The organism is Streptodolium elevatio, assembly GCF_040649515.1.
Lineage (GTDB): Bacteria > Actinomycetota > Actinomycetes > Streptomycetales > Streptomycetaceae > Yinghuangia > Yinghuangia elevatio.
In genome coordinates, this window is record NZ_JBEZFP010000094.1 from 15,096 (window position 1) to 37,770 (window position 22,675).

Consider the following 22,675-nt stretch of genomic DNA (forward strand, 5'->3'; position numbering starts at 1 on the left):
GCGCTCACCCCTTCCTCAAACGGGGGTCGATGACGAGGTAGAGCGCGTCGACCAGTTGCGAGATGACCGCGAAGCACAGCGCCGCCAGCAGCACGACGCCCATCACCACCGGCATGTCGCGGGAGGTGACGGCATCCAGCGTGAGCGCGCCGACGCCGGGGCGGGCGAACACGGTCTCCACCAACACGGTGCCGCCGAGCAGCGTCCCGGTCAGCCAACCCGACAGCGTGGCCAGGGGGATGGCCGCATGCCGCAGGACGTGGCGTACCTGGACCCCCAGGCGGCTCAGCCCGCGGGCCCGCGCGGTGAGCGCGAAGGGCTCGTCGAGGGCGGACTCCATGCTCTCGCGCAGCACTTGGGTCAGCACGGCGGTGATCGGGACGGCCAGGGTGACGGTTGGGAGCACGAGGCTCTCGAAGCCGTCGGCCCCCGCCACCGGGAGGACGCGCATACGGAACGAGAAGACCGTGAGCAGCACGATCCCCAGCCAGAACGACGGCGTCGACACGGCGAAGAGCTCCACCGTGTTCGCCGCCGACCGGCCGACGCCGCGGCGACCGGCGGTGAGGACCGCGACGACCACCGCGACGACAACCGACAACAGCGCGGCAGAGAAGGCGAGTTGGGCCGTGGGGGCGAACTGGTCGGCGATCAGGTCGGCCACCGGCCGCTGGAGTTGGTAGGACTCGCCGAAGCGCAGGTGGACCAGGTCGTCGAGATAGCCGATGTACTGCGCGTACACGGGATCGTCGAAGCCGTACTCGTCCCGGATCTGCTCGCGCACCGCCGGGGATGCCGTCGTCTGCGGCCCCAGGAGGGTGGCGACCGGGTCGCCGGGCAGCAGCTTGAGGCCCGCGAAGGCCAGGGTCGCGGCGCCGAACAGCACGAAGGCGACCGAGGCGAGGCGGGTCAGGAGGACCCGCAGCAGCACCTGCGCGACGCCCGTCCGGCCGGAGGCCGGGCGCACCTTCTTCGGTGCGCCCGGCATCGGGGATGTCATGACCGGGTCGTCCACGCGTCGTAGAACAGCGGCCACGCGTTCGGGTCGTACTCGACGCCCTGGATGTGCTTCGCGACCCCGAGCAGGGCGGTCGCCGAGTACACCGGAACCGCGACGGCGTGCTCCACGACCCAGGCCTGTGTCTGGGCGTACAACTTGTCGCGCGTCGCCTTGTCCAGGGTCGCCGCCGCGTCGTCGGTCCACTTGTCGATCTCGGGGTTGGTCAGCCAGGCGGCGTTCTGGCCGCTGACGCTCGGCAGGTTCGACGAGTGGAAGTAGAGCCGCAGCACGTCCGGTTCGAACCGCGCCCAACTCACGTCGAGCACGTCGTAGATGCCCTTGTACGCGTTCGTCGTGTACGTGCCGACGTCGAGCGCGGGCCGCTGCACCTCGACGCCGACCTTCTTCAGGTCGGCCTGGATCGCCTGGGAGAGCACGTCGCGCTGCTCGCGGTTCGACGACGGCGAGGCGGGCCACGTCACGGTCAGCCGCTTGCCGTCCTTGGTCCGGTAGCCGTCGCCGTCGCGCCCGCTCCAGCCGGCCTCGTCGAGCAGCTTGCCCGCGAGCGCCGGGTCGTACGGCCACGAGTTGTCCAGACTCGCCGCGTAGCTCGGCGTCGCGGGACCGATCGGGCTCCAAGCGCGCTTGTACTGGCCGAAGTAGACGGCCTCGACGTTTGTGCCGATGTCGATGCCGCGCTGGATCGCCTTCCGGACCCGTTCGTCGTCGAACGGCGCACGGGTGGTGTTGAAGTAGAGGCCGTACGAGGCACCCGCGAAGTCGCGGCGCAGTATGCGGATACCGGCGCCCTCGACGGTCTTGATGTTGACCGGGGGAACCGACACCGCCGCATCCACCTGACCGGACGTCAGCGCACCGACGCGAACCGCGTCCTCCTTGAGGAACCGGTACGTCAACTTGCCCAGGTAGGCGGGGCCTTGGTGCTTCGCGGTCTGCGGTGCCCAGTCGTACGCGGGGTTGTTCTCCAGGACCAGGTCCTGCCCCTTGGTGTACGCCGTGAACTTGAACGGTCCGGTTCCCACCAGGTGCGGCCCGCCGGTGCACAGCTTGTCGGCGTCGGCCGCGAGGGTCTTCGGCGAGTAGAAGCCGAGGTACGCCGTGCTCGCGGCCTGGAGGAACGGCGCGAAGGGCTTGCTGAACGCGATCCGTACCGTGGCCGGGTCGACGACCTCGGTGCCCGCGTACGCCGCACCGCCCAGGAGGCCGGCCGCGTACTGCGACTTCGTGGTCTTGGCGACGATGTGGTCGAAGTTGGCCTTGACCGCGGCCGCGTCGAACGCCGTCCCGTCGGTGAACTTCACATCGGTGCGCAACTTGAAGGTGAAGGTTTTGAGGTCGGTCGACACTTCCCACGAAGTTGCCAGCCAGGGATGGAAGTTACCCTGCGCGTCCTCGGAGACCAGCGAGTCGAAGACGTTGCGCTGGATGGAGCCGGTGATGTCCTGCGGACTGACATGGATGTCGAAGCAGGACGGCTCCTGGTGGACCGCCACGGCCGCGGCCCCGCCGCGGACCGGGGAGCCGGTCGGTCCCTCCTCCGCCGTGCCGCCGCCCTCGTCGGCGGCACAGGACGCCGCGAGAAAGGCGGCGGCGAGTGCCGCGGCGACAGCTCTGCCGCGGCGGGTATGGCGGTTCCGGAGTGCACGCATGACGAACGTCCCAGTCGGTCGGAGGGAGTGGCGGCGGACGGCGGCTGAATGCGCGTCGTCGCCCGACCGTTGAAAAGTAGCCGTGCGCGGATTTTCCGAGGCACCCCTACGGCACCCCTACCGACCCCTGCACAAATGCCCGGCGAGCGCTCGGTCGGGGCCGTGCCGGCACCGCCGCATTGACGCGTCGCAGGCGGTTTTCTAGACTCGTGTCCGACTTTTGGGAAACGCCCGGACCGCCGGGCCGGACATCAGCCGCATCACTCTGGGGGCAAGTCGTGCGACACAGCCTGGGCGAGGGCGCGCGGCGCCTCGCGCTGGTCTCGCGGCTCGACGTGGACCTGGCCCGCATGTCCAGCGGCCTGTGTCGCTGAACGCGCTCCCGCTCCCGGTGCCCCGCACGAATTCCCCGGCCGGCCGTTCGCATTTCGTTTACATTTCGTGAACATCACCCGGTGCACCGCGCCGCCGGCGCCCGCGGGAAGCGCGCCGGCCCCGTCCAGATGTTAATGACGGAAGAACGCCAAGAGAAGACACCGTCGACAGGTATTCGACCACGCAGGTAAATACCGTGTTCCCATTCGGGGGAGTTCACGTGTTTCTGGCCGGACGATCCGACGAACTGGCCCGGCTCACCGCCGCGGGCAGGCGGAGCGCACTCGGCGAAGGCCGGGTCGTCACCGTCTCCGGGCCGGTGGCCACCGGCAAGACCGCTCTGCTGCATGCCTTCGGCGACCGTGTCGCCGACGAGTCCGACGCCACGCTGCTGCGCGCCACGTGCAGCCCGGGGGAACAGGAGATCCCATTCGGCGTGGCACGCCAACTCCTGCACAGCGCCCCACTCGTCGACGCGGAGGCCGACGCGGTCGCCCGGCTGCTCGAAGACGGCGCGTACGCCGCCGCGTTCGCCGACAGCAGCCACGGCGCCGACGCCGGTACGTCCGGCGCCCATCTGGTCCGCACGGTGCAAGACCTGTGCGACGTCGTCGCCGGCCTTGCCGCCCGTCGGCCCCTGGTGATCAGCGTCGACGACGTCCAGCACGGCGACCCGGCATCTCTCGACCTGCTCGTGCACCTCATCCGCAGGACGCGCCGCGCCCGCGTGCTCGTCGTGCTGGCCGAACGCGAGCACGGCCTTTGCGGAGCCCGGTCCTACCCGGGCTTCGCCGCCGAACTGGACCGGGAGCCGCTGCACGAGCGCATCCGCCTCGGCCTGCTGCCCAGGCCCGCCGTCTCGGTGCTCCTCGCGGAGCGCCTCGGCGCCGACACCGCCGCCCGGCTGGCCGCCGACGCCCACGCCATCAGCGGCGGAAACCCCCTGCTGGTCAACGCACTTCTCGAAGATCTCGGGACGACGCGCGAGGACCGCTTCCGCCGGACGATCCGGGTGAGCGCGGGCGACGCGTACGGTCGCGCCCTGGTCGGCTGCCTCTACCGCCTCAACCCGGTCGCCCTGCACGTCGCCCAAGGGCTGGCGGTGCTGGGCGAGTCCGGGACGACCGCCAACCTGGCCGAACTCCTCGGACTGGAACCGGCCACCACGACGACCGCCGCGCAGGCGCTGCACAACGCCGGACTCGTCGACTACGGCCGCTTCCACGACCCCCGCGCCCGAAGTGCCGTGCTGGACACCATGACCCGCGCCGAACGCGAGGCGGCACACGCCAAGGCGGCCACCCTCCTGCACATCGACGGCGAACCCGACACCCTCGTAGCCCGGCACTTGGCCGCGGCGGGTGAGTTCCCCGCCCCTTGGGCCGTACGGACGCTGCGTGTGGCGGCCGAGGCGGCCGTCTGCGAGGGAGTCCCCCGCCTTGCGGTCGACTACCTCAAGCTCGCTGAACGCATCGCACCCGACGAATGCGAACGCGTCTCGGTCAAGGCGCTCCTCGTCGGCTTGGAATGGCTGGCCAACCCGGCAGCCGCGGCCCGGCACATGCCCTGGCTGAGCAAGGCGGTTCGCGGAGGCCGGCTCTCTGGTCGCGATGCGCTGGCCTGCGTACGCTACTTGGCGTGGTACGGCCGCCCGGACGAGGCAAAGGCCGCCCTGGAGGCGGGCCAGCGTCCGTGTGCCGAAGGCTCCGGCGAGGACTGGCCGGCGGAGGCGCGTGCGGCCCATGCCTGGCTCCGTTCCTGGTACCCCGACCTGGTCGCCGGCCCCATGCAGAGCCGCACCGTCGCCGCGCTGCCCGCCACACTCAGCCGCATCGAGGGCGTGGACCTGCTCACGGCCGTGCTCGGCGGCCAGGTGGACGGCGACGAGGCCGAGCGCCGGGCGGACCGCATTCTGCGCCGCGCGACCCTCGACGAGACGACCACCGAATCGATCACCTCGGCACTGACCGCCCTGGTGTACGCCGAACGCACCACCGAGGCGCGCGACTGGTGCACTTCGCTGCTCGACCGGGCCGCGGCCCGGCACAGCCCGATCGCGCACGCGCGGTTAGCCGCCGTGCTGGCCGAAGTCTCCCTTCGGCACGGTGACTTGCGCGCCGCCGAGGAGTACGGGCGGATCGCGCTCACCCGCATCCAGCCGGAGGGCTGGGGTGTCGCGGTAGGTCTTCCGTTGGCCGCCCGCGTCGGCTCGGCGGTCGCCCGCGGCGACTGCGACGCAGCCGCGCGCCATCTCGAACTCCCCTCCCCGGGCGCGATGTTCCGCAGCCTGGCCGGACTGCACTACCTCCAGGCCTGCGGCCGCTACAACATGGCGACCGGCCGCTTCGACGCGGCGCTGCACGACTTCACGACGTGCGGGCGCCTCATGGCCGAGTGGGGCACGGACCTGCCCGGCATCCTGCCGTGGCGGGTCGAAGCCGCACGGGCCCACCACGCGCTGGGCGACGAACCCGCGGCACGGGCGCTCGTGGAGGAGCAACTCGCGATGCTGCCGCAGGGGCCCTCGCGCGCCCGCGGCATGGCCCTGGCGACGCACGCCGGGACGCTCGACCTCCGGCGCCGCCCGCCCCTGCTGTGGCAGGCGGTGAACGAGCTGCAGGCCACCGGGGACCGGCTCGAACTATCCCGTGCGTACCATGCGTTAGGCCTCGCCTACCGCGACCTGGGCGAGTTCGGCCGCGCCCGCCGGGCCGCCGACAGAGCCACGCACCTGGCCGAGGTGTGCCAGGCGCCACCGTCACCCGGGCTGCCGCTGCGGGACCATCTCGCCGCCGTGCCCGACCGTGCCGCCGCCCCCGCGTTTGTCCCCGCCTCCACCTCCGTCCCCGCCTCCGCCCCCGCACACGACGGGGCATCGGCCGATGCCGCGGCGGTCGGGGGCCTGGCTCCCGTTGGCGCGGTTGTCCACGGGAGCACGCCGGAGGCGGCGATCCCGTACACACCGCCCGTGCAGCTGCCGCGGCTCCGAGGCGGCGAAGCGGCGACGGAGCCGACCGTCCACGCCGAAGACGCCGCGGCGGAACTCAGCAGCGCGGAACGCCGCGTCGCCGCGCTCGCCGCGAAGGGCTACACCAACCGGGAGATATCCCGGCGCCTGTTCATCACCGTGAGCACCGTCGAACAGCACCTCACCCGCGTCTACCGGAAGCTCGGAGTGGCACGCCGCCTCGACCTGCCGCCGTGGCTGGAGGCGTACATCGCCGGCTGAGACCACCAGGACGACGCCCCACGGCCCCTCCTCCCGCGACCTCCGTCGCGCGGGAGCGGGGGCCGTCGGCGTACCCCGGACGAGCCGCCCGAGGCGGCGCGAAGGCCCGGCGGCCGACCCGCTATGACAACGCTGTGACCAGCATGTTTCCGGGATTTTGCGCGGCGCGGACCCCTGGCTGCCACTGGGGTTGGTAGGGGATCGACAGGGGTTATCGCGATTGCCCGGTGCGACCAGTCTTGATCGCGTTCGGTGACCTAGGGCCACGGAGCCGACCCGCAGACGAGCGGGTGGCCGGCGAGGCGGACACCGGACGGTCGAGACCGTTCAGTACGACGCCAGAGGGGCGACAACTCCGCGATGACGAGCCGTGAAACCACACCCCGTGCCGAGCCCATCGCCGTGATCGGCGTCGCCTGCCGTCTCCCCGGCGCGCCCGACACCGCGGCGTACTGGACTCTCCTCGGCGAGGGGCGGCACGCCATCGCCGAGCCCTCGGCGCTGCGGCGGGCGGACAGCCTGGCTCCCGGCAGCGCGGCCGAACTGCCGCCCGGGGGCTACCTGGAGCGAGTCGACGCATTCGACGCGGCGTTCTTCGGCATCTCGCCGCGTGAGGCCGATGCCCTCGACCCGCACCAGCGGCTCGCCCTCGAACTGGGCTGGGAGGCACTGGAGAACGCCGCATCTAAATCGGGCGCGCCGGGCGGCGATTCGTCGAGCCGCTCGCCGGCCGGTCCGCCGCTCGGTCCGTCGGCCGGGGCACGCACCGGCGTCTTCGTGGGCGCGACTTCGCACGACTGGGCGACGGTGGTGCACCGGCACGCCGTCCGGGACGTCACGCGCCACACCTTCACCGGCACCGCACGGGCGCTGGTCGCGAACCGGCTCTCCTGGGCCCTCGGGGCGAACGGGCCGAGCGTCACCGTCGACACCGCCCAGTCGTCGTCGCTCGTCGCGGTGCACCAGGCGTGCGAGAGCCTGCGTTCCGGCGAGTCGGACCTCGCGCTCGCCGGCGGCGTGCATCTCAATCTGGCCCAGGAAAGCACCATCGGCGCCGAGCGGTTCGGCGCGCTCTCGCCCGACCACCGCTGCTACACCTTCGACGCCCGGGCCAACGGCTTCGTGCGGGGGGAAGGCGGCGCGTTCGTCGTACTGAAGCCGCTGCGTGCCGCCCGCGCCGACGGCGACCGCGTCCTCGGCGTCATCCTCGGCAGCGCGGTCACCAGCGACGGGCATACGGACGGCCTGACCGTGCCCAGCGCCGCCGCGCAGGCCGCAGCGCTGCGCCGAGCCGCGGAGCGGGCGGGAGTGGGACCGGACGAGGTCCAGTACGTCGAACTCCACGGCACCGGCACCCAGGTCGGCGATCCGATCGAGGCGGAGGCACTGGGCGCGGTCTTCGGGGGACGCGCGGAGGACGACCCGCTCGTCGTCGGCTCGGTCAAGACCAACATCGGCCACCTCGAAGGCGCCGCGGGCATCGCCGGTTTGGTGAAGGTGCTGCTCGCGCTGCGGCACCGCGTGCTGCCCGCGAGCCTCAACCACGAGACCCCGCACCCGGGCGTCGACCTGGTCGGCAGGCGCCTGAGGGTGCAGACGGCGTCCACGCTGTGGCCCCGCCCCGAGAGCCCGTTGCTCGCGGGCGTGAGCTCGTTCGGTATGGGCGGCACCAACTGCCATGTCATCGTGGCCGAGTCGAGCGGGTCGAGCGGGTCGAGCGGGTCGAGCGGGTTGACGGGCTCGGGCGAATCCAGCGAGCCGTCGGGCGGCCAAGACCCGTCCGCGCACGGCGGGGGAGAGGACCGGCCTCGACTGTTCGCGCGGGCCGACGTGCACGCGTGGCCGGTCTCCGCCCGCACCGCGGATGCGCTCCCGGACCAGGCCGCCCGCCTGCGGGACCGAGTCGCCGCCGGTGCGGAGGGCGACGCCGCCGCCGACCCGCCCACGCCCGGGGATCTCGCCCACTCCCTCGCCGTCACGCGTGCGCACGGAGCCCACCGAGCCGTCGTGGTCGGCTCCACCACCGGCGAACTGGCAGCCGGACTCGAGGGATTGGCGGCCGGACTACCGTCCCGCGCGGTCGTGGCCGGGGTCGCGCACGGCACACCGGGCGTGGCTCTCGTGTTCCCGGGGCAAGGCTCGCAGTGGGCCGGAATGGCCGTGGAACTGCTCGACACGTCACCGGTGTTCGCCGCACACGTGGCCGCCTGCTCCGAGGCGCTCGCACCGCATGTCGACTGGGACCTCGAAGCCGTGCTGCGGCAGAACCCCGGCGCGCCGGACTTGGCGCGCGTCGACGTCGTCCAGCCCGCCCTGTTCGCCGTCATGGTGTCGCTCGCCCGGGTCTGGGAGGCATTGGGCGTACGCCCGGTGGCGGTTATCGGCCACTCGCAGGGCGAGATCGCCGCGGCCCACATCGCCGGGGCGCTCACCCTTCCAGCGGCCGCCGCGACAGTCGCCCGCCGCAGTCGGCTGATCCGTGACCTGCTCGCGGGCAGCGGTGGCATGGCTTCCGTCGCCCGTCCGGCCGACGAGGTGCGCCGACGGATCGGGAGCCGTACCGACGTGCTCGGCGTGGCCGCGGTCAACGGCCCTGACGTCACCGTCGTGTCGGGCGAGCGCGACGCCCTCGACGCGCTGCTCGCCGACTACCGTGCCGAGAACGCCGACGTCCGGGTCGTCCCGGTCGACTACGCGTCGCACTCCCCGGGCGTCGAGCCCCTGCGCGACGCGCTCGTCGGCGCGCTCGCCGACCTGCCTCCCGCGTCCGGCGGTTCGGTGGCCTTCTACTCGACCGTCACGGGCGGGCGCCTCGATCCGCGTGCGCTCGACGCCGCGTACTGGTTCCGCAACCTCCGCGACACGGTGCGGTTCGACGACGCGGTACGCGCGGCCCTTGCCGACGGGCAACGCCTCTTCGTGGAGGCGAGCCCGCACCCCGTCCTCACCTACGGCCTTCGCCGGATATTCGACGCGACCGGGGCCGCGGAAGCCGCCGCGATCGGCACGTTGCGCCGTGACGAGGGCGGTCCGGTGCGGCTTCTCACCTCGGCGGGCGAGGCGTTCGCGTACGGCGCTCCCGTCGACTGGTCGGTCACCCACGCGCCCGACGCCCGGCGCGTGGACCTGCCGACGTACGCGTTCCGGCGGCGTCGGCACTGGATCGACGCACCGCAGGACAACGAGGCGGCCGACACGGGCGCGGAGCCGGGCACGCAACGGGACCAGAAGGCGGCGTCCGTGCCGGCAGCCGTGCCGGGGGCCTCGGACAACCGCGCGGCGCGCGACGCCCTCGTCCTCGTTCGTGCCACCGCAGCCGTCATCCTGGGCCACCCCGGGCCCGGGTCCGTCGATCCGGACACCACGTTCAAGGTTCTCGGCTTCGACTCGCTGGGAGCAGTGGAGTTCCGCGACCGCCTCGCCGCCGCGAGCGGCGCCGCACTGCCCGCGTCGCTGACCTTCGACCACCCGACCCCCCGGGCCGTGGCCCGCGTCCTGGAAGGAGTCACGGCCGGCACCGTGGCGGACGCGGACCCGCCGGGCCTGGGGAGGGCCCCGGCCGCGACGGTCGACGACGGGGGCGCCGCCGTCCACGCGGGCGACCCCGTTGTCATCGTCGCGGCCGCGGGCCGGTGGCCCGGCGGCGCCGACACTCCGGAGGCCCTGTGGGACCTCCTCGAATCCGGCACCGACGCGATCGGCCCGTTCCCCGACAACCGCGGATGGGACCTCGACGCGCTGTACGACCCCGACCTCTCGCGACCCGGCACCTCGTACGTCCGTGCCGGCGGATTCCTGCACGACGCCGACGCCTTCGACGCGGCGTTCTTCGGCATCGGCCCGCGCGAGGCGTCGGCCATGGACCCGCAGCAGCGGCTGCTCCTGGAGGTCGCCTGGGAGGCGGTCGAGCGCGCCGGGATCGTCCCGGAGACCCTGCGGGGTTCGCGGTCCGGGGTGTTCGTCGGGGCCATGCCGCAGGACTACGGCCCGCGCCTGCACGAGGCTCCGCAGGGGTACGAGGGGCACCTGCTGACCGGCGCCCTCGGCAGCGTGGCCTCCGGGCGCCTGGCGTACACCCTCGGCCTGGAGGGACCGGCGGTCACGGTCGACACCGCGTGCTCGTCGTCGCTCGTCGCGCTGCACCTGGCCGCACGGGCGCTGCGTGCGGGGGAGTGCGAACTGGCGTTCGCCGGCGGGGTCACCGTGATGTCGACACCCGGGATGTTCACCGAGTTCAGCCGCCAGCACGGCTTGGCCCCCGACGGCCGCTGCAAGCCCTTCTCGGACGCCGCCGACGGGACGGCATGGTCCGAGGGCGTGGCCCTGCTGCTCCTGGAACGCCTGTCGGACGCACGGCGCAACGGCCACCCCGTGCTCGCGGTGGTCCGCGGCAGCGCGGTCAACCAGGACGGCGCGAGCAACGGCCTCACCGCACCCAACGGGCCGTCCCAGCAACGGGTGATCGGCCAGGCCCTGGCCGACGCCGGCCTCGGCCCGGGCGACGTCGACTACGTCGAGGCGCACGGCACCGGAACAACCCTTGGCGACCCCATCGAGGCCCAGGCGCTCATCGCCGCCTACGGGCGCCACCGCGACCCCGAACGGCCGCTGTTGACGGGCTCGGTGAAGGCCGGTCTCGGCCACACGCAGGCCGCCGCGGGCGCGACCGGCGTCATCGCGGTCGTCGAGGCGCTGCGGCACGGCCGCGTGCCCGGCACGCTGCGCGCCCTGACCCCGTCGCGGCACGTCGACTGGAGCGCCGGAACGGTGGTCGTCGCGGGCGAGGCCACGCCCTGGCCCGACACCGGCCGTCCGCGGCGGGCCGCGGTGTCGTCGTTCGGCATCAGCGGGACCAACGCCCACGTCGTCATCGAGGCGCCCCCGGCCATCGCCGACGCGGCTCCGCAGGACTCTTCCGCGGCGGCCGGCCGCGTCGACCCGGTCTCCGCGGACCGGAAGGGGCCCGACGAGGCGGGACCCTGGTTGTTGTCCGCCGCCGGTCCGGAGGCCCTTCGGGCGCAGGCCGAGCGGCTCCTCGACCACCTCGACACCCACACGCGGTCCGCGACCGCGGGGGACCTCGCGTACGCCCTCGCGACCACACGGGGGACGCTCGCCCACCGGGCCGTCGTCACCGGAGCCGGTGAGGGCGACCTGCGGCGGGGCCTCACGGCCCTCGCCGACGCGTCACCCGAGCCCCCGAACCTGGTCACCGGGTCGGTCCGGGACGCCGGAGCCCTGGCCGTCATGTTCTCCGGACAGGGCAGCCAGCGCCCCGGCATGGGGCGCGAACTCCACGCCGCAGAGCCTGTGTTCGCTGCCGTCCTCGACGAAGTCTGCGACCACTTCACCGCACACCTCGGGCTCCGGCTGCGCGACCTGCTCTTCGCCGAGCCGGGCACCGCCGCCGCGGCCCTCCTCGACGCGACCACCTACACGCAGCCCGCACTGTTCGCCGTGGAGACCGCGCTGTACCGCCTGGCCGAGGCGTACGGGCTGCGCGCCGACCACCTGATCGGACACTCCATCGGCGAGCTGACGGCCGCCCACGTCGCGGGCGTGCTCTCGCTGTCCGACGCGACGGCCCTCGTCGCGGCACGCGGGAGGCTCATGGGCTCGCTCCCCGCGACCGGCGCGATGATCGCGCTGCAGGGCACCGAGGACGAAATCCTCCCCGTGCTGGCGGCTCTGCCCGGCCACGCCGACCACCTCGACATCGCGGCGGTCAACAGCCCGGACTCGGTCGTGGTCTCGGGTACCGCCGAGGTCGCCGAGCTGCTCGCCGAGCAGTGGCGCCAGCGCGGCCGCAAGACCAAGCGCCTCCAGGTCAGCCACGCCTTCCACTCACCGCACATGGACGCCATGCTCGACGAGTTCCGCTCCGTGGCCGCCACGTTGGACTTCGCCGAGCCCCGCATACCCGTCGTCTCCAACGTCACGGGTGCCCTGGCCACGGCCGAGGAGCTTGCCGACCCCGACTACTGGGTACGCCACATCCGCGGCGCCGTGCGGTTCCGCGACGGCATCAGCCTGCTCGCGGACCTCGGCACCACCACCTACCTCGAACTCGGGCCGGACGCCGTCCTCACCGCCCTTGCCCACACGACCCTGGCGGACGCGGCATCCGAGGACCACCGGCACGCGGCCGCCGCCGCCGGTGCGGCCGCGGTGCCGCCCGTGGTCGTCCCGGCCCTGCGCGCGGGCCACGACGAGGCGCGCATGTTCACCGGTGCGCTCGCGGCCCTGCACGTCACCGGGGCCGCCACGATCGACTGGGCACGGGCCTTCGACGGGCGCGACGTACGCCGAGGCGGCGTGGCGCTGCCCACGTACGCCTTCCAGCGCCGCCGTCACTGGCTGACCGCACCGGTCCCCGGGCCCGACCCGGCGGCAAGTGGCCTGGAGAGCCCCGGACATCCGCTGCTCGGCGCGCAACTGACCAGGGCGGACGGCTCCGGCGTGGTCTGGACGGGTCGCATCGGACCGCGCAGCCACCCCTGGCTGGCCGACCACGCCGTGCGGGGGATCCCGCTGCTGCCCAATGCGGCCTTCGTCGACCTCGCCCTGTACGCGGCCGAACGCACCGGCACCGACGGCATCGACGAACTGTCCGTGGAGGAGCCGCTCTTCCTCCCCGACGCGGGCAGTGTGCGCATCCAGGTCGCCGTCACGGCCGCCGACGACGACGGGTTCCGGCGGTTCACGGTCCACTCGTTCTCCGCAGACGCAAACGAGGAAGTACTCCAGGGGACCGCCGGGGAGACGTGGGTGCGTCACGCGACCGGTCGTATCGGCCCGAGCGGTGCCGACGGATCGCAGCCGGCACAGCCCGGCGTGCCGACCACCGACGTGCCGACCACCGACGCGGCGACCACCGACGCGACGCTCGTCGACGCGGCCCGTGTGTACGACGAACTCGTCGATCGCGGCCACGACTACGGCCCCGCGTTCCAAGTCCTGCGCGCCGCCTGGCGCCTCGGCGGCGGCGACGCCCGCACCGGCGAAATCCGCGTCGACGTCGAACTCCCGGAACAGGAGCCGGGGGACACGTCGCACCACCCCGAACTCGCCTTCGAAGAAACCCGGTTCCTTATCCAGCCCGTGCTGCTCGAAGCGGCACTGCACAGCGTTGCGGGCCTCCTTCCGGAGGACGGCACGGGGTCGGTGCGCCTGCCGGCCACCTGGGCGGGCATCCGCGCCGCGCGGAACAGGGCGCGGGCCCTGCACGTCCGCATCACACCTTTGGGCGCGGACGCGGTGCGGCTCACCGCGACCGACACCGAGGGCAACCCCGTACTCTCGGTCGAACGCATCGACTTCCGCACCCTGCCGGTCGATGCCCTCACCGCGGCGCGGCGGGCGAGGAGTTCCCGCGACGGCGTCGACGCGGCGTGGCACCGTGTCGACTGGCCGACCGCCGGGGCCGCCGACCGACGGGTCGCCGCCGACCAGTGGGTGGTCATCGGCACACCCGACCGCGACCCGCTGGGCCTCGCAGGCCTCTTGGCACCTTCCGAGCCCGAGGGCACGTACGTGCGCCGGCACGCCGACCTCGCCGCGTTGCGGGCGGCCTGGAGCGAGTCCCCGGAAGCCGTCGGGGACGCAGCCCCCCGGGCTTCGCACGTCCTGGTTCCGGTCGTCGACGCGGACGGCCCTGACAACCCCGCGGTGGCGGCCCGGGCCATCGCCGAACGCGTGCTCGGCCTGCTGCAAACCTGGGTGTCCGAACCGGTCTTCGCCGGCGCCCGGCTTGTCGTCGCCACGCGCAACGCCGTCGCGACGCATCCGGGCGCGGTGGTCGAGGACCTCGCCGCCTCCGCGGCCTGGGGGCTGGTGCGCGCCGCCCGCACCGAACACCCCGACCGCTTCGTACTCCTGGACCTCGACGCCCACCCCGCCTCGGTCGAGGCCCTTCCCGCGGCCCTGGCCGTACCCGAGCCGCAGATCGCGGTGCGCGGAGGTGCGGTCCACGTCGCACGCCTGGCCCCCGTTCCGCCGGAAGGCGCCCCCGCACCCGACACGGCCGAATCACCTTTGCCCACCGGCCCCCTGGACCCCGACGGCACCGTCCTCGTCACCGGCGGCACCGGAGCCCTCGGCGCGTTGGCGGCGCGCCACCTGGTGTCCCGGCACGCCGTACGCCACGTGCTGCTCGTCTCGCGTTCGGGGCCGGAGGCCCCGGGCGCGACCGCGCTGCGCAAGGAACTCAGCGCGTTGGGAGCGGAGTCCGTGACTGTCGTGGCGTGCGACGTCTCCGACCGGGAGCAACTGGCGGCAGTGCTCGCCGCGATCCCCGAGCGGCATCCACTCACCGCCGTGCTGCACACCGCCGGGGCCACCGCAGACGCGGCACTGACGACGCTCGACCCCGAGAAACTCGGCACCGCCTTCCACGCCAAGACGACAGCCGCCTGGCATCTGCACACACTGACCCGCCACCTCGACCTGGCGGCGTTCGTCCTCTACTCGTCGGCGGTGGGCAGCCTCGGTAACCCCGGGCAGTCGGGGTACGCCGCCGCCAACGCCTTCCTCGACGCCCTGGCCTCGCACCGCCACGCCCACGGCCTCCCCGCGACCGCCGCGGCCTGGGGACACTGGGCGGAGGCCGGCGGCATGGCCGCGGAGCTGACGCCCGCGGACCACGCCCGCATGGCCGGCAGCGGGATCGGCCCCATGGACACGGAGACGGGACTCGCCCTGCTCGACCGCGTGCTGACCACGCCGCTGCCACACGTACTGCCGGCGCGCTTGGAACCCGGTGCGTTGCGGTCGGGGGCGGCGCGGGAGTTGTTCGCCGACCTGTCGGCCGTTCCCGGGTCGCGGCGGGTACGTACCCCGAACCGCCGATCGGCCGCCGGGACCTCGGGGGACGGTTCGGCCTCCGCCTCGCGGCCCGAACCCGACCTCCCCGAGCGCCTGGCCGCACTGTCGGCCGACGAACGGCGCCGCGAACTCCTCGAGTTCGTCCGACGTACCGCGGCATCCGTCCTGGGGCACGACGGGCCCGACCGCATCGCACCGGAACGCGGCTTCATGGAAGGCGAGTTCGACTCGCTGGGTGTCATCGAGCTGCGCAACCGCATCATCGCCGGGACAGGTCTCGGGCTGCCCACCACCGTCGTCTTCGACCACCCGACCCCGCTGGCCCTCAGCGCCCACCTGCTCGAACGGCTCTTCCCCGGCAACGGGCGGCCCGACGCGGACGCGCTGCTCGCCGAACTCGACCGCTGGGACGGTCTGCTGGCCGATCTCCTAGCCGCGCCGGAAACCGCGCCCGGCGAGGCCGAACGCACCGGCATCGCGACCAGGCTGCACGCGCTGCTCGCCCGGCTGGGTGCGCCGCGCGACGACGTGGACCTGGCCGCGCGCCTCGACACCGCGAGCGTCGACGAACTCTTCGACTTCATCGACAACGAGCTCGGCACCTCCTGACCGCACCCCGGCACCTCGACTCGCACACACGAAGGCGGACGAACACATGACCAGGAACAACGACGCGACGGTGCCCGGACCGGCGAAGTCGGAGAAGGCGGACGGCAGGCGTGCCACGAGCGGCGCCCGGGCAGCGGAACGAGATCCTTCCGCCACCACCGAGGAACGGCTGCGCGGCTACCTCACGCGGGTGACCGCGGACCTGCACCAGGCCCGCGCCCGCCTACGCGACGCGGAGAACGGACGCACCGAGCCCATCGCGATCGTCGGCACCGGCTGCCGCCTGCCCGGCGGCGTGGCCTCGGCACGGGACCTGTGGCACCTGGTCGTGGAAGGGCGTGACGCCGTCGGCGGATTCCCCGAGGACCGCGGCTGGGACCTCGACGGCCTGTACGACGCCGACCCCGACCGGCTCGGCACCACCTACACGCGCCACGGCGGATTCCTCTACGACGCCGCCGAGTTCGACGCCGACTTCTTCGGGGTCGCGCCCCGCGAGGCACTGGCCGCCGACCCCCAGCAGCGCCTGCTCCTGGAAACCGCCTGGGAAGCCCTGGAGGACGCCGGGATCGACCCCGGGAGCCTGCGCGGATCGTCGACCGGCGTCTTCGCGGGGGTCGTCGCCCAGGAGTACGCGCCCCGCCTGCACAAGACGACCACCGAGCGCGTCGACGGGTACCTGCTCACCGGCAGCACGACGAGCGTCGCCTCCGGGCGCATCTCGTACACCCTCGGTTTCGAGGGGCCCGCGGTGACGGTGGACACCGCCTGCTCCTCGTCGCTGGTGGCCCTGCACCTGGCCGCGCAGGCCCTGCGCAACGGAGACTGCGAACTCGCCCTCGCGGGCGGCGCGACCGTCATGGCGTCCCCGGGCATATTCGTGGAGTTCGCGCGGCAGCGCGGTCTCGCGCCGGACGGCCGCTGCAAGGCCTTCGCGAGCGCCGCGGACGGCACCGGATGGGCCGAAGGGGTCGGGCTCGTCGTCCTCGAACGGCTTTCCGACGCGCGCCGCAACGGCCACCCTGTGCTGGCCGTGCTGCGCGGCAGCGCGATCAACCAGGACGGCACCAGCAGCCAGCTCACCGCCCCGAACGGCCCCTCGCAGCAGCGGGTCATCCGGCAGGCCCTCGCGAACGCGGGCCTCACCGTCGGCGACGTCGACGTGGTCGAGGCGCACGGCACCGGCACCACTCTCGGCGACCCGATCGAGGCACAGGCGCTGCTTGCGACGTACGGCCAGGGGCGCTCCGAGGAACGGCCGGTGTGGCTCGGCTCGTTGAAGTCGAACATCGGCCACACGCAGGCCGCGGCAGGTGTCGCGGGTGTCATCAAGATGGTCGAGGCGCTGCGGAACGGCGTCCTGCCGCCGACGCTGCATGTGGACGAGCCGTCGAAGCACGTCGACTGGTCGGCGGGCGCGGTACGCCTGCTCACCGAAGCGCGCCCTTGGCCGGAGACCGGGCGCCCGCGCCGGGCCGCGGTCTCGGCGTTCGGCGTCAGCGGCACCAACGCGCACGTCATCCTGGAACTGCCGGAAGCCGAGGCGGCCGAGCCCGGTCCGACGGCGGTGGGCGAAGCGCCCGCGACGGGCGCGCCGGAGGCGCCGCACGCGCCGGCCGCGGCGGTCCCGTGGGTGCTCAGCGCCAAGACCACCGGGGCTCTGCGCGCGCAGTCGGGCCGCCTCGCCGCCGCGACGTCCGCGGCCCCGGAGTCGGTACGCGCGCAGTCCTCGCAGTCCCGCCAGCCGTCGGAGCCCGCTTCGGCTGGCTCCGCCGAGCCGCGGCTCGTGGACGTCGGATTCTCGCTCGCCACGACGCGCGCCGCCTTCGCAGAGCGCGCCGTCGTCATCGGTGACCGGGCGGCGCGGGCCGACGCGCTGGCCGCGCTCGCCGCTGGTGAGGCGTCCGCCCACGCCGTCGTCGGGAAGGCGGATGCCGTCGGCAAGACCGTGTTCGTCTTCCCCGGCCAGGGCTCCCAGTGGGTCGGCATGGCCGCCGACCTCTACCGGGAATCGCCGGTGTTCGCCGGGCGGTTCGACGAATGTGCGCTGGCACTGGCGCCGTACACCGACTGGTCCGCGGTCGACGCGCTGATCGGCGGGGCCGCGGAAGACCTGGCGCGGGTCGATGTGGTGCAACCGCTGCTGTGGGCGGTGCTGGTGTCCCTCGCGGCCGAATGGCAGGCACACGGCGTGACACCCGATGCGGTCGTCGGCCACTCGCAGGGCGAGATCGCCGCCGCCGTCGTGGCCGGCGGCCTGTCCCTCGGGGACGGAGCCCGCGTCGTCGCATTGCGCAGCCGGGCCATCCTGGCCCTGTCCGGCAAGGGCGGCATGGCGTCCGTCGCCGAGCCCGAGGCACGCGTGCGCGAACGGATATCCGCCTGGGACGGGCGGATCTCCGTCGCCGCCGTCAACGGCCCCGGCCAGACCGTCGTGTCCGGAGAGCCCGCGGCGCTCGCGGAACTCGTCGCGGCCGTCGGCGCGGAAGACGTACGGGCCCGGCTCATCCCCGTCGACTACGCGTCGCACTCCGCCCAGATCGACGGCATCCGGGCCGGGATCGAGGCGGCGCTCGCCCCGATCGCCCCGACCACGGGCGGCATCCCGTTGTGGTCGACCGTGACGGGTGCGTGGACCGACACCGCGGAGATGGACGCCGCGTACTGGGCCGCCAACCTCCGCGAGACGGTCCGCTTCGCGGAGGCCACACGAGCACTCGCGGCCGACGGGCACGGCGTGTTCGTGGAGATCAGCCCGCACCCGGTGCTCACCGGCGCGGTCACGGAGACGCTGGAGGAGGCCGGCATCGCCGCCCCCGTGGTGGTCGGCACGCTGCGGCGCGACCAAGGCGGGCTCCAGCGCCTGCGCACGTCCTTTGCCGAGGCGTGGGTACGCGGCGTCCCGGTCGACTGGGGCCGCGTCTTCGCCGGCACCGGGGCGGTACGGGTCGGCCTTCCGACGTACCCCTTCCAACGCGAGCGGTTCTGGCTCGACACCGGCGAGTACGGACCGCAGGCCGCACAGGCCGGAGCACAGGCCGGGGCGGACCACGCCTTCTGGGACCTCGTCGCGGAACGCGACCCCGAAGGACTGGCCGAGTCCCTCGGCGGACCCGCACTGGCCGAGCCGCTCGCGGCGGTGCTTCCCGCCCTGTCGTCGTGGTGGGACCGCAAACAGGCGGACGCCGCCGTCGACGCATGGCGCCACCGCGTCGTGTGGCGACCAGTGGCCGGAGCCGGAACCGGAGCCGGGGGAGCGGGGCCGACGGGAACCTGGTTGCTGCCGGTCCCCGCTGAAGCCGATGTCGATGCCGATCTTGCGGGCCGAGCCGACAGCCGCGCCGAGGACCACGAAGGCGGCGGAACCGCGAGCCGAGTCGGCGCGTGGGCCGCGTACCTCACCGACGTCCTGAGCCGGGCAGGTGCCCAGGTCCTGCGCGTGCCGGTGGCCCGGGACGCCGACCGTGCCGCTCTCGGCACGCTGATCGCCGACGCCCGGGCGGCAGCAGAAGCGCCCGTCACCGGCGTCCTGTCACTGCTTGCCCTGGGCACCGGGCGGGCCGGCGCCTTCGACGCCGTGCCGTGGGGCGCGGCCGCGAACCTCGCGCTCACCCAGGCCCTGGCCGGCACCGGATCCGCGGCCCGCCTGTGGCTCGTCACCAGTGGCGCGGTATCCACCGGGCCGGACGACCCGGTTCGCTTCCCCGAACACGCGCAGACCTGGGGCTTCGGAGGCATCGTCGGCGCGGAACTGCCGGACACCTGGGGCGGTTTGATCGACCTGTCCGACGACCCGGCAGCCACTCCGGGCGAGGACCGCCTCCTGGCGGTGCTGGGCGGCACAACCGGTGAGACCGAAGTCGCGTGGCGCCGCACCGGTTGGTGGACGCGCCGCCTCGTACGCGCCCCCCTGGGCGGCGCCGCCGCGGACTCCCCGTACCGGCCGTCGGGCACTGTCCTGGTCACCGGCGGCACGGGCGCACTCGGCCGCCACATCGCGCGCTGGCTCGCCGCGCGCGGGGCCGAGGACCTGCTGCTCGTCAGCCGCTCCGGCGAACAGGCCCCAGGAAGCGCCGAGTTCGCAGCCGAATTGGCGCGGCTCGGTACCCGGGTCGGCTACGCGGCCTGCGATGTGAGCGAGCGCGACTCCCTGGCCGAGGTGTTGGCGGGGATCCCCGCCGAACGCCCGCTCACGGCGGTCTTCCACACGGCCGCGATCCTCGACGATGCCGTCATCGGCGATCTCACGGTCGCCCAGCTCGACCGCGTCCTGCGCGTGAAGGTCGACGGCGCCCGGCACCTCGACGAACTCACCCGCGACCTGGACCTGGCGGCGTTCGTGCTGTTCTCGTCGGTCGCGGGGGTCAGCGGTGTCGCCGGACAGGGGAACTACGCGCCCGGCAACGCCCACCTCGACGCCCTGGCCGCGCAACGCCGGTCCGCGGGCCTGCCCGCCACGGCGGTCGCCTGGGGCCACTGGGCAGGCGGCGGCATCGCTGGTCCCGAGGTCGAGGAGCGCTTGGCCCGCCAGGGGCTGACGATGCTCGAACCGGAACTGGCCGTCGAGGCGCTGGGCCGGGTCCTCGACCACGACGAACAGCACTTGGTGGTCTGCGACATCGACTGGGAACGATTCTTCCGGGGCCGGTCGCACGCGCTGGTGGCCGAGTTGACGGCACGGCCGGCAGGCGCTGCCGCACACGCCGACGCCACAGCTGCCGCCGGGGCCGCGACACCGCTGGGTGCGCGGCTCGCCGGACTCGGTGCCGCCGACGGCCGCCGCGCGCTCGTCGACCTGGTGCGCGCCCAGGCGGCCGTGGCCCTCGGCCACCCGGGTGCCGACGCCGTAGATGCCGCGAAGGCTTTCCGGGACCAGGGATTCGACTCGCTCACCTCGGTCGAGCTCCGCAACCGCCTCGGTGCCGAGACCGGTCTGCCCCTGCCCGCGACGCTGGTCTTCGACCACCCGACCCCCAACGCCCTGGCCGACTACTTGCTTGCCGAGATCCTCGGTGGAGAGGCCGACGCCGCGGCGGACCGCGGCAGTGCGGCCCAGGTGGCCCACCGCACCGATGACGACCCCATCGTCGTCGTCGGCATGGCATGCCGCCTGCCGGGTGACGTCTCCTCGCCCGCGGACCTTTGGCGCGTGGTCACGGAAGGCATCGACGCCGTGCGGGAGTTCCCGCGCGACCGGGGCTGGGATGTGGACGGGCTGTACGACCCGGACCCGGACCGCCCCGGGACGTCGTACACGCGCAGCGGCGCCTTTCTCGCCGACGCGACCCGGTTCGACGGTGCCTTCTTCGGCATCTCGCCGCGCGAGGCCTTGGCGATGGACCCGCAGCAGCGTCTGCTTCTCGAGACCGCGTGGGAGGCGTTCGAGCACGCGGGCATCAACGCCCAGTCGCTGACCGGCAGCCGGACGGGTGTCTTCGCGGGGGTCGCCGGAGGCGACTACGCGCTCGGCGTGGACACGGCACAGCAGGGCCTTGAGGGCTACCTCGGTACGGGCAACGCGGGCAGCGTGCTGTCCGGGCGCATCGCGTACACCTTCGGCTTCGAGGGGCCGGCCGTCACCGTGGACACCGCCTGCTCGTCCTCCCTGGTGGCGCTGCACCTGGCGGCGCAGTCCCTGCGCACGGGGGAGTGCGACCTCGCCCTCGCCGGCGGCGTGGCGGTGATGTCGTCGCCGACGATGTTCGTGGAGTTCTCCCGGCAGCGAGCCCTGTCGGCGGACGGCCGCTGCAAGGCCTTCGCGGGCGCCGCCGACGGCACCGGTTGGGCGGAAGGCGCCGGACTACTCCTGGTCGAGCGTCTGTCGGACGCGCAGCGCCTGGGTCACAAGGTGCTTGCGGTGGTGCGGGGTTCGGCGGTGAACCAGGACGGTGCGTCGAACGGTCTGACGGCGCCGAACGGTCCGTCGCAGCAGCGGGTGATCCGTCAGGCGCTGGCGAATGCCGGTCTGACCGGGGCCGATGTGGATGCGGTGGAGGCGCACGGCACGGGGACGACGCTGGGCGATCCGATCGAGGCGCAGGCGTTGTTGGCGACATATGGGCAGGGGCGGCCGGACGATCGGCCTTTGTGGCTGGGGTCGTTGAAGTCGAACATCGGGCATGCGCAGGCCGCCGCGGGGGTGGCGGGTGTGATCAAGATGGTCGAGGCGCTGCGGCACGGGGTGTTGCCGAAGACGCTGCACGTGGACGAGCCGTCCCCCCATGTGGATTGGTCGGCGGGGCGCGTGGAGCTCCTCACCGAGGCTCGGGAATGGCCCGAGACCGGGCGCCCGCGCCGAGCCGCCGTGTCCGCGTTCGGGGTGAGCGGCACCAACGCGCACGTCATTCTCGAACTCCCGGAGCAGAGCCCCGCGGAGACGATCGACGTGAGTCGCCCGACGGATGGGACGGCAACCGCCGTGGTCCCGTGGGTGGTCAGCGCCAAGTCCCCCGGGGCGCTTCGCGCCCAGGCGGCACGGCTCGCCCGAATCACCGGATCCGCTTCCGGCCGACCGAGCCCTGCCGACGTCGGATTCGCGCTCGCCACCACGCGCGCTCGGTTCGACGAGCGCGCGGTGCTCGTCGGTGACGGCGCCGAACTGCGTTCCGCCCTAGCCGCATTGGCGGATGGCGAGCCGTCGGCCGCGCTGGTCACCGGTTCGGCCGAGGGGGTCGGGAAGGCGGTGTTCGTGTTCCCGGGGCAGGGGTCGCAGTGGGCGGGTATGGCTGCCGGGTTGCTTGTGGAGTCGGCGGTGTTTGCGGCTCGGTTCGGGGAGTGCGCGAAGGCGTTGGAGCCGTTCGTGGATTGGTCTCCGGCGGATGTCCTGTTGGACGAGGACGGCGGGTGGTTGGACCGGGTTGATGTGGTGCAGCCTTTGTTGTGGGCGGTGTTGGTGTCGCTTGCGGAGTTGTGGTCTTCGTTCGGTGTGGTGCCGGATGCTGTGGTGGGTCATTCGCAGGGTGAGATTGC

At 73.6% G+C, this 22,675-nt stretch carries 5 protein-coding genes; 3 read left to right on the top strand and 2 right to left on the bottom strand.

The features are described 5' to 3' along the window. Nucleotides 1-4 precede the first annotated feature (4 nt). Nucleotides 5-1,000: an ABC transporter permease gene (locus tag AB0C36_RS29455; protein WP_358359807.1), complete on the bottom strand. Its 996-nt coding sequence runs from the start codon at nt 998-1,000 to the stop codon at nt 5-7. Next, nucleotides 997-2,670: an ABC transporter substrate-binding protein gene (locus tag AB0C36_RS29460; protein ID WP_358359810.1), complete on the bottom strand. Its 1,674-nt coding sequence runs from the start codon at nt 2,668-2,670 to the stop codon at nt 997-999. The genes AB0C36_RS29455 and AB0C36_RS29460 overlap by 4 nt, the downstream gene beginning before the upstream one ends. Nucleotides 2,671-3,265: 595 nt before the next feature. Between AB0C36_RS29460 and AB0C36_RS29465 the strand changes: the two genes are divergently transcribed. From AB0C36_RS29465 to AB0C36_RS29475, 3 genes are all read left to right on the top strand, one after another. Next, nucleotides 3,266-6,274, top strand: a complete 3,009-nt coding sequence (locus AB0C36_RS29465) for a helix-turn-helix transcriptional regulator (RefSeq protein WP_358359813.1) — start codon at nt 3,266-3,268, stop codon at nt 6,272-6,274. A gap of 360 nt (nt 6,275-6,634) precedes the next feature. After that, nucleotides 6,635-15,706 carry a type I polyketide synthase gene (locus tag AB0C36_RS29470; RefSeq protein ID WP_358359816.1) on the top strand — a complete coding sequence of 3,024 codons (9,072 nt, stop codon included), beginning with the start codon at nt 6,635-6,637 and terminating at the stop codon, nt 15,704-15,706. A 46-nt stretch (nt 15,707-15,752) separates the two neighbouring features. Beyond that, nucleotides 15,753-22,675: type I polyketide synthase (locus AB0C36_RS29475; RefSeq protein ID WP_358359818.1), on the top strand; the 6,923-nt coding region annotated here is incomplete at its 3' end.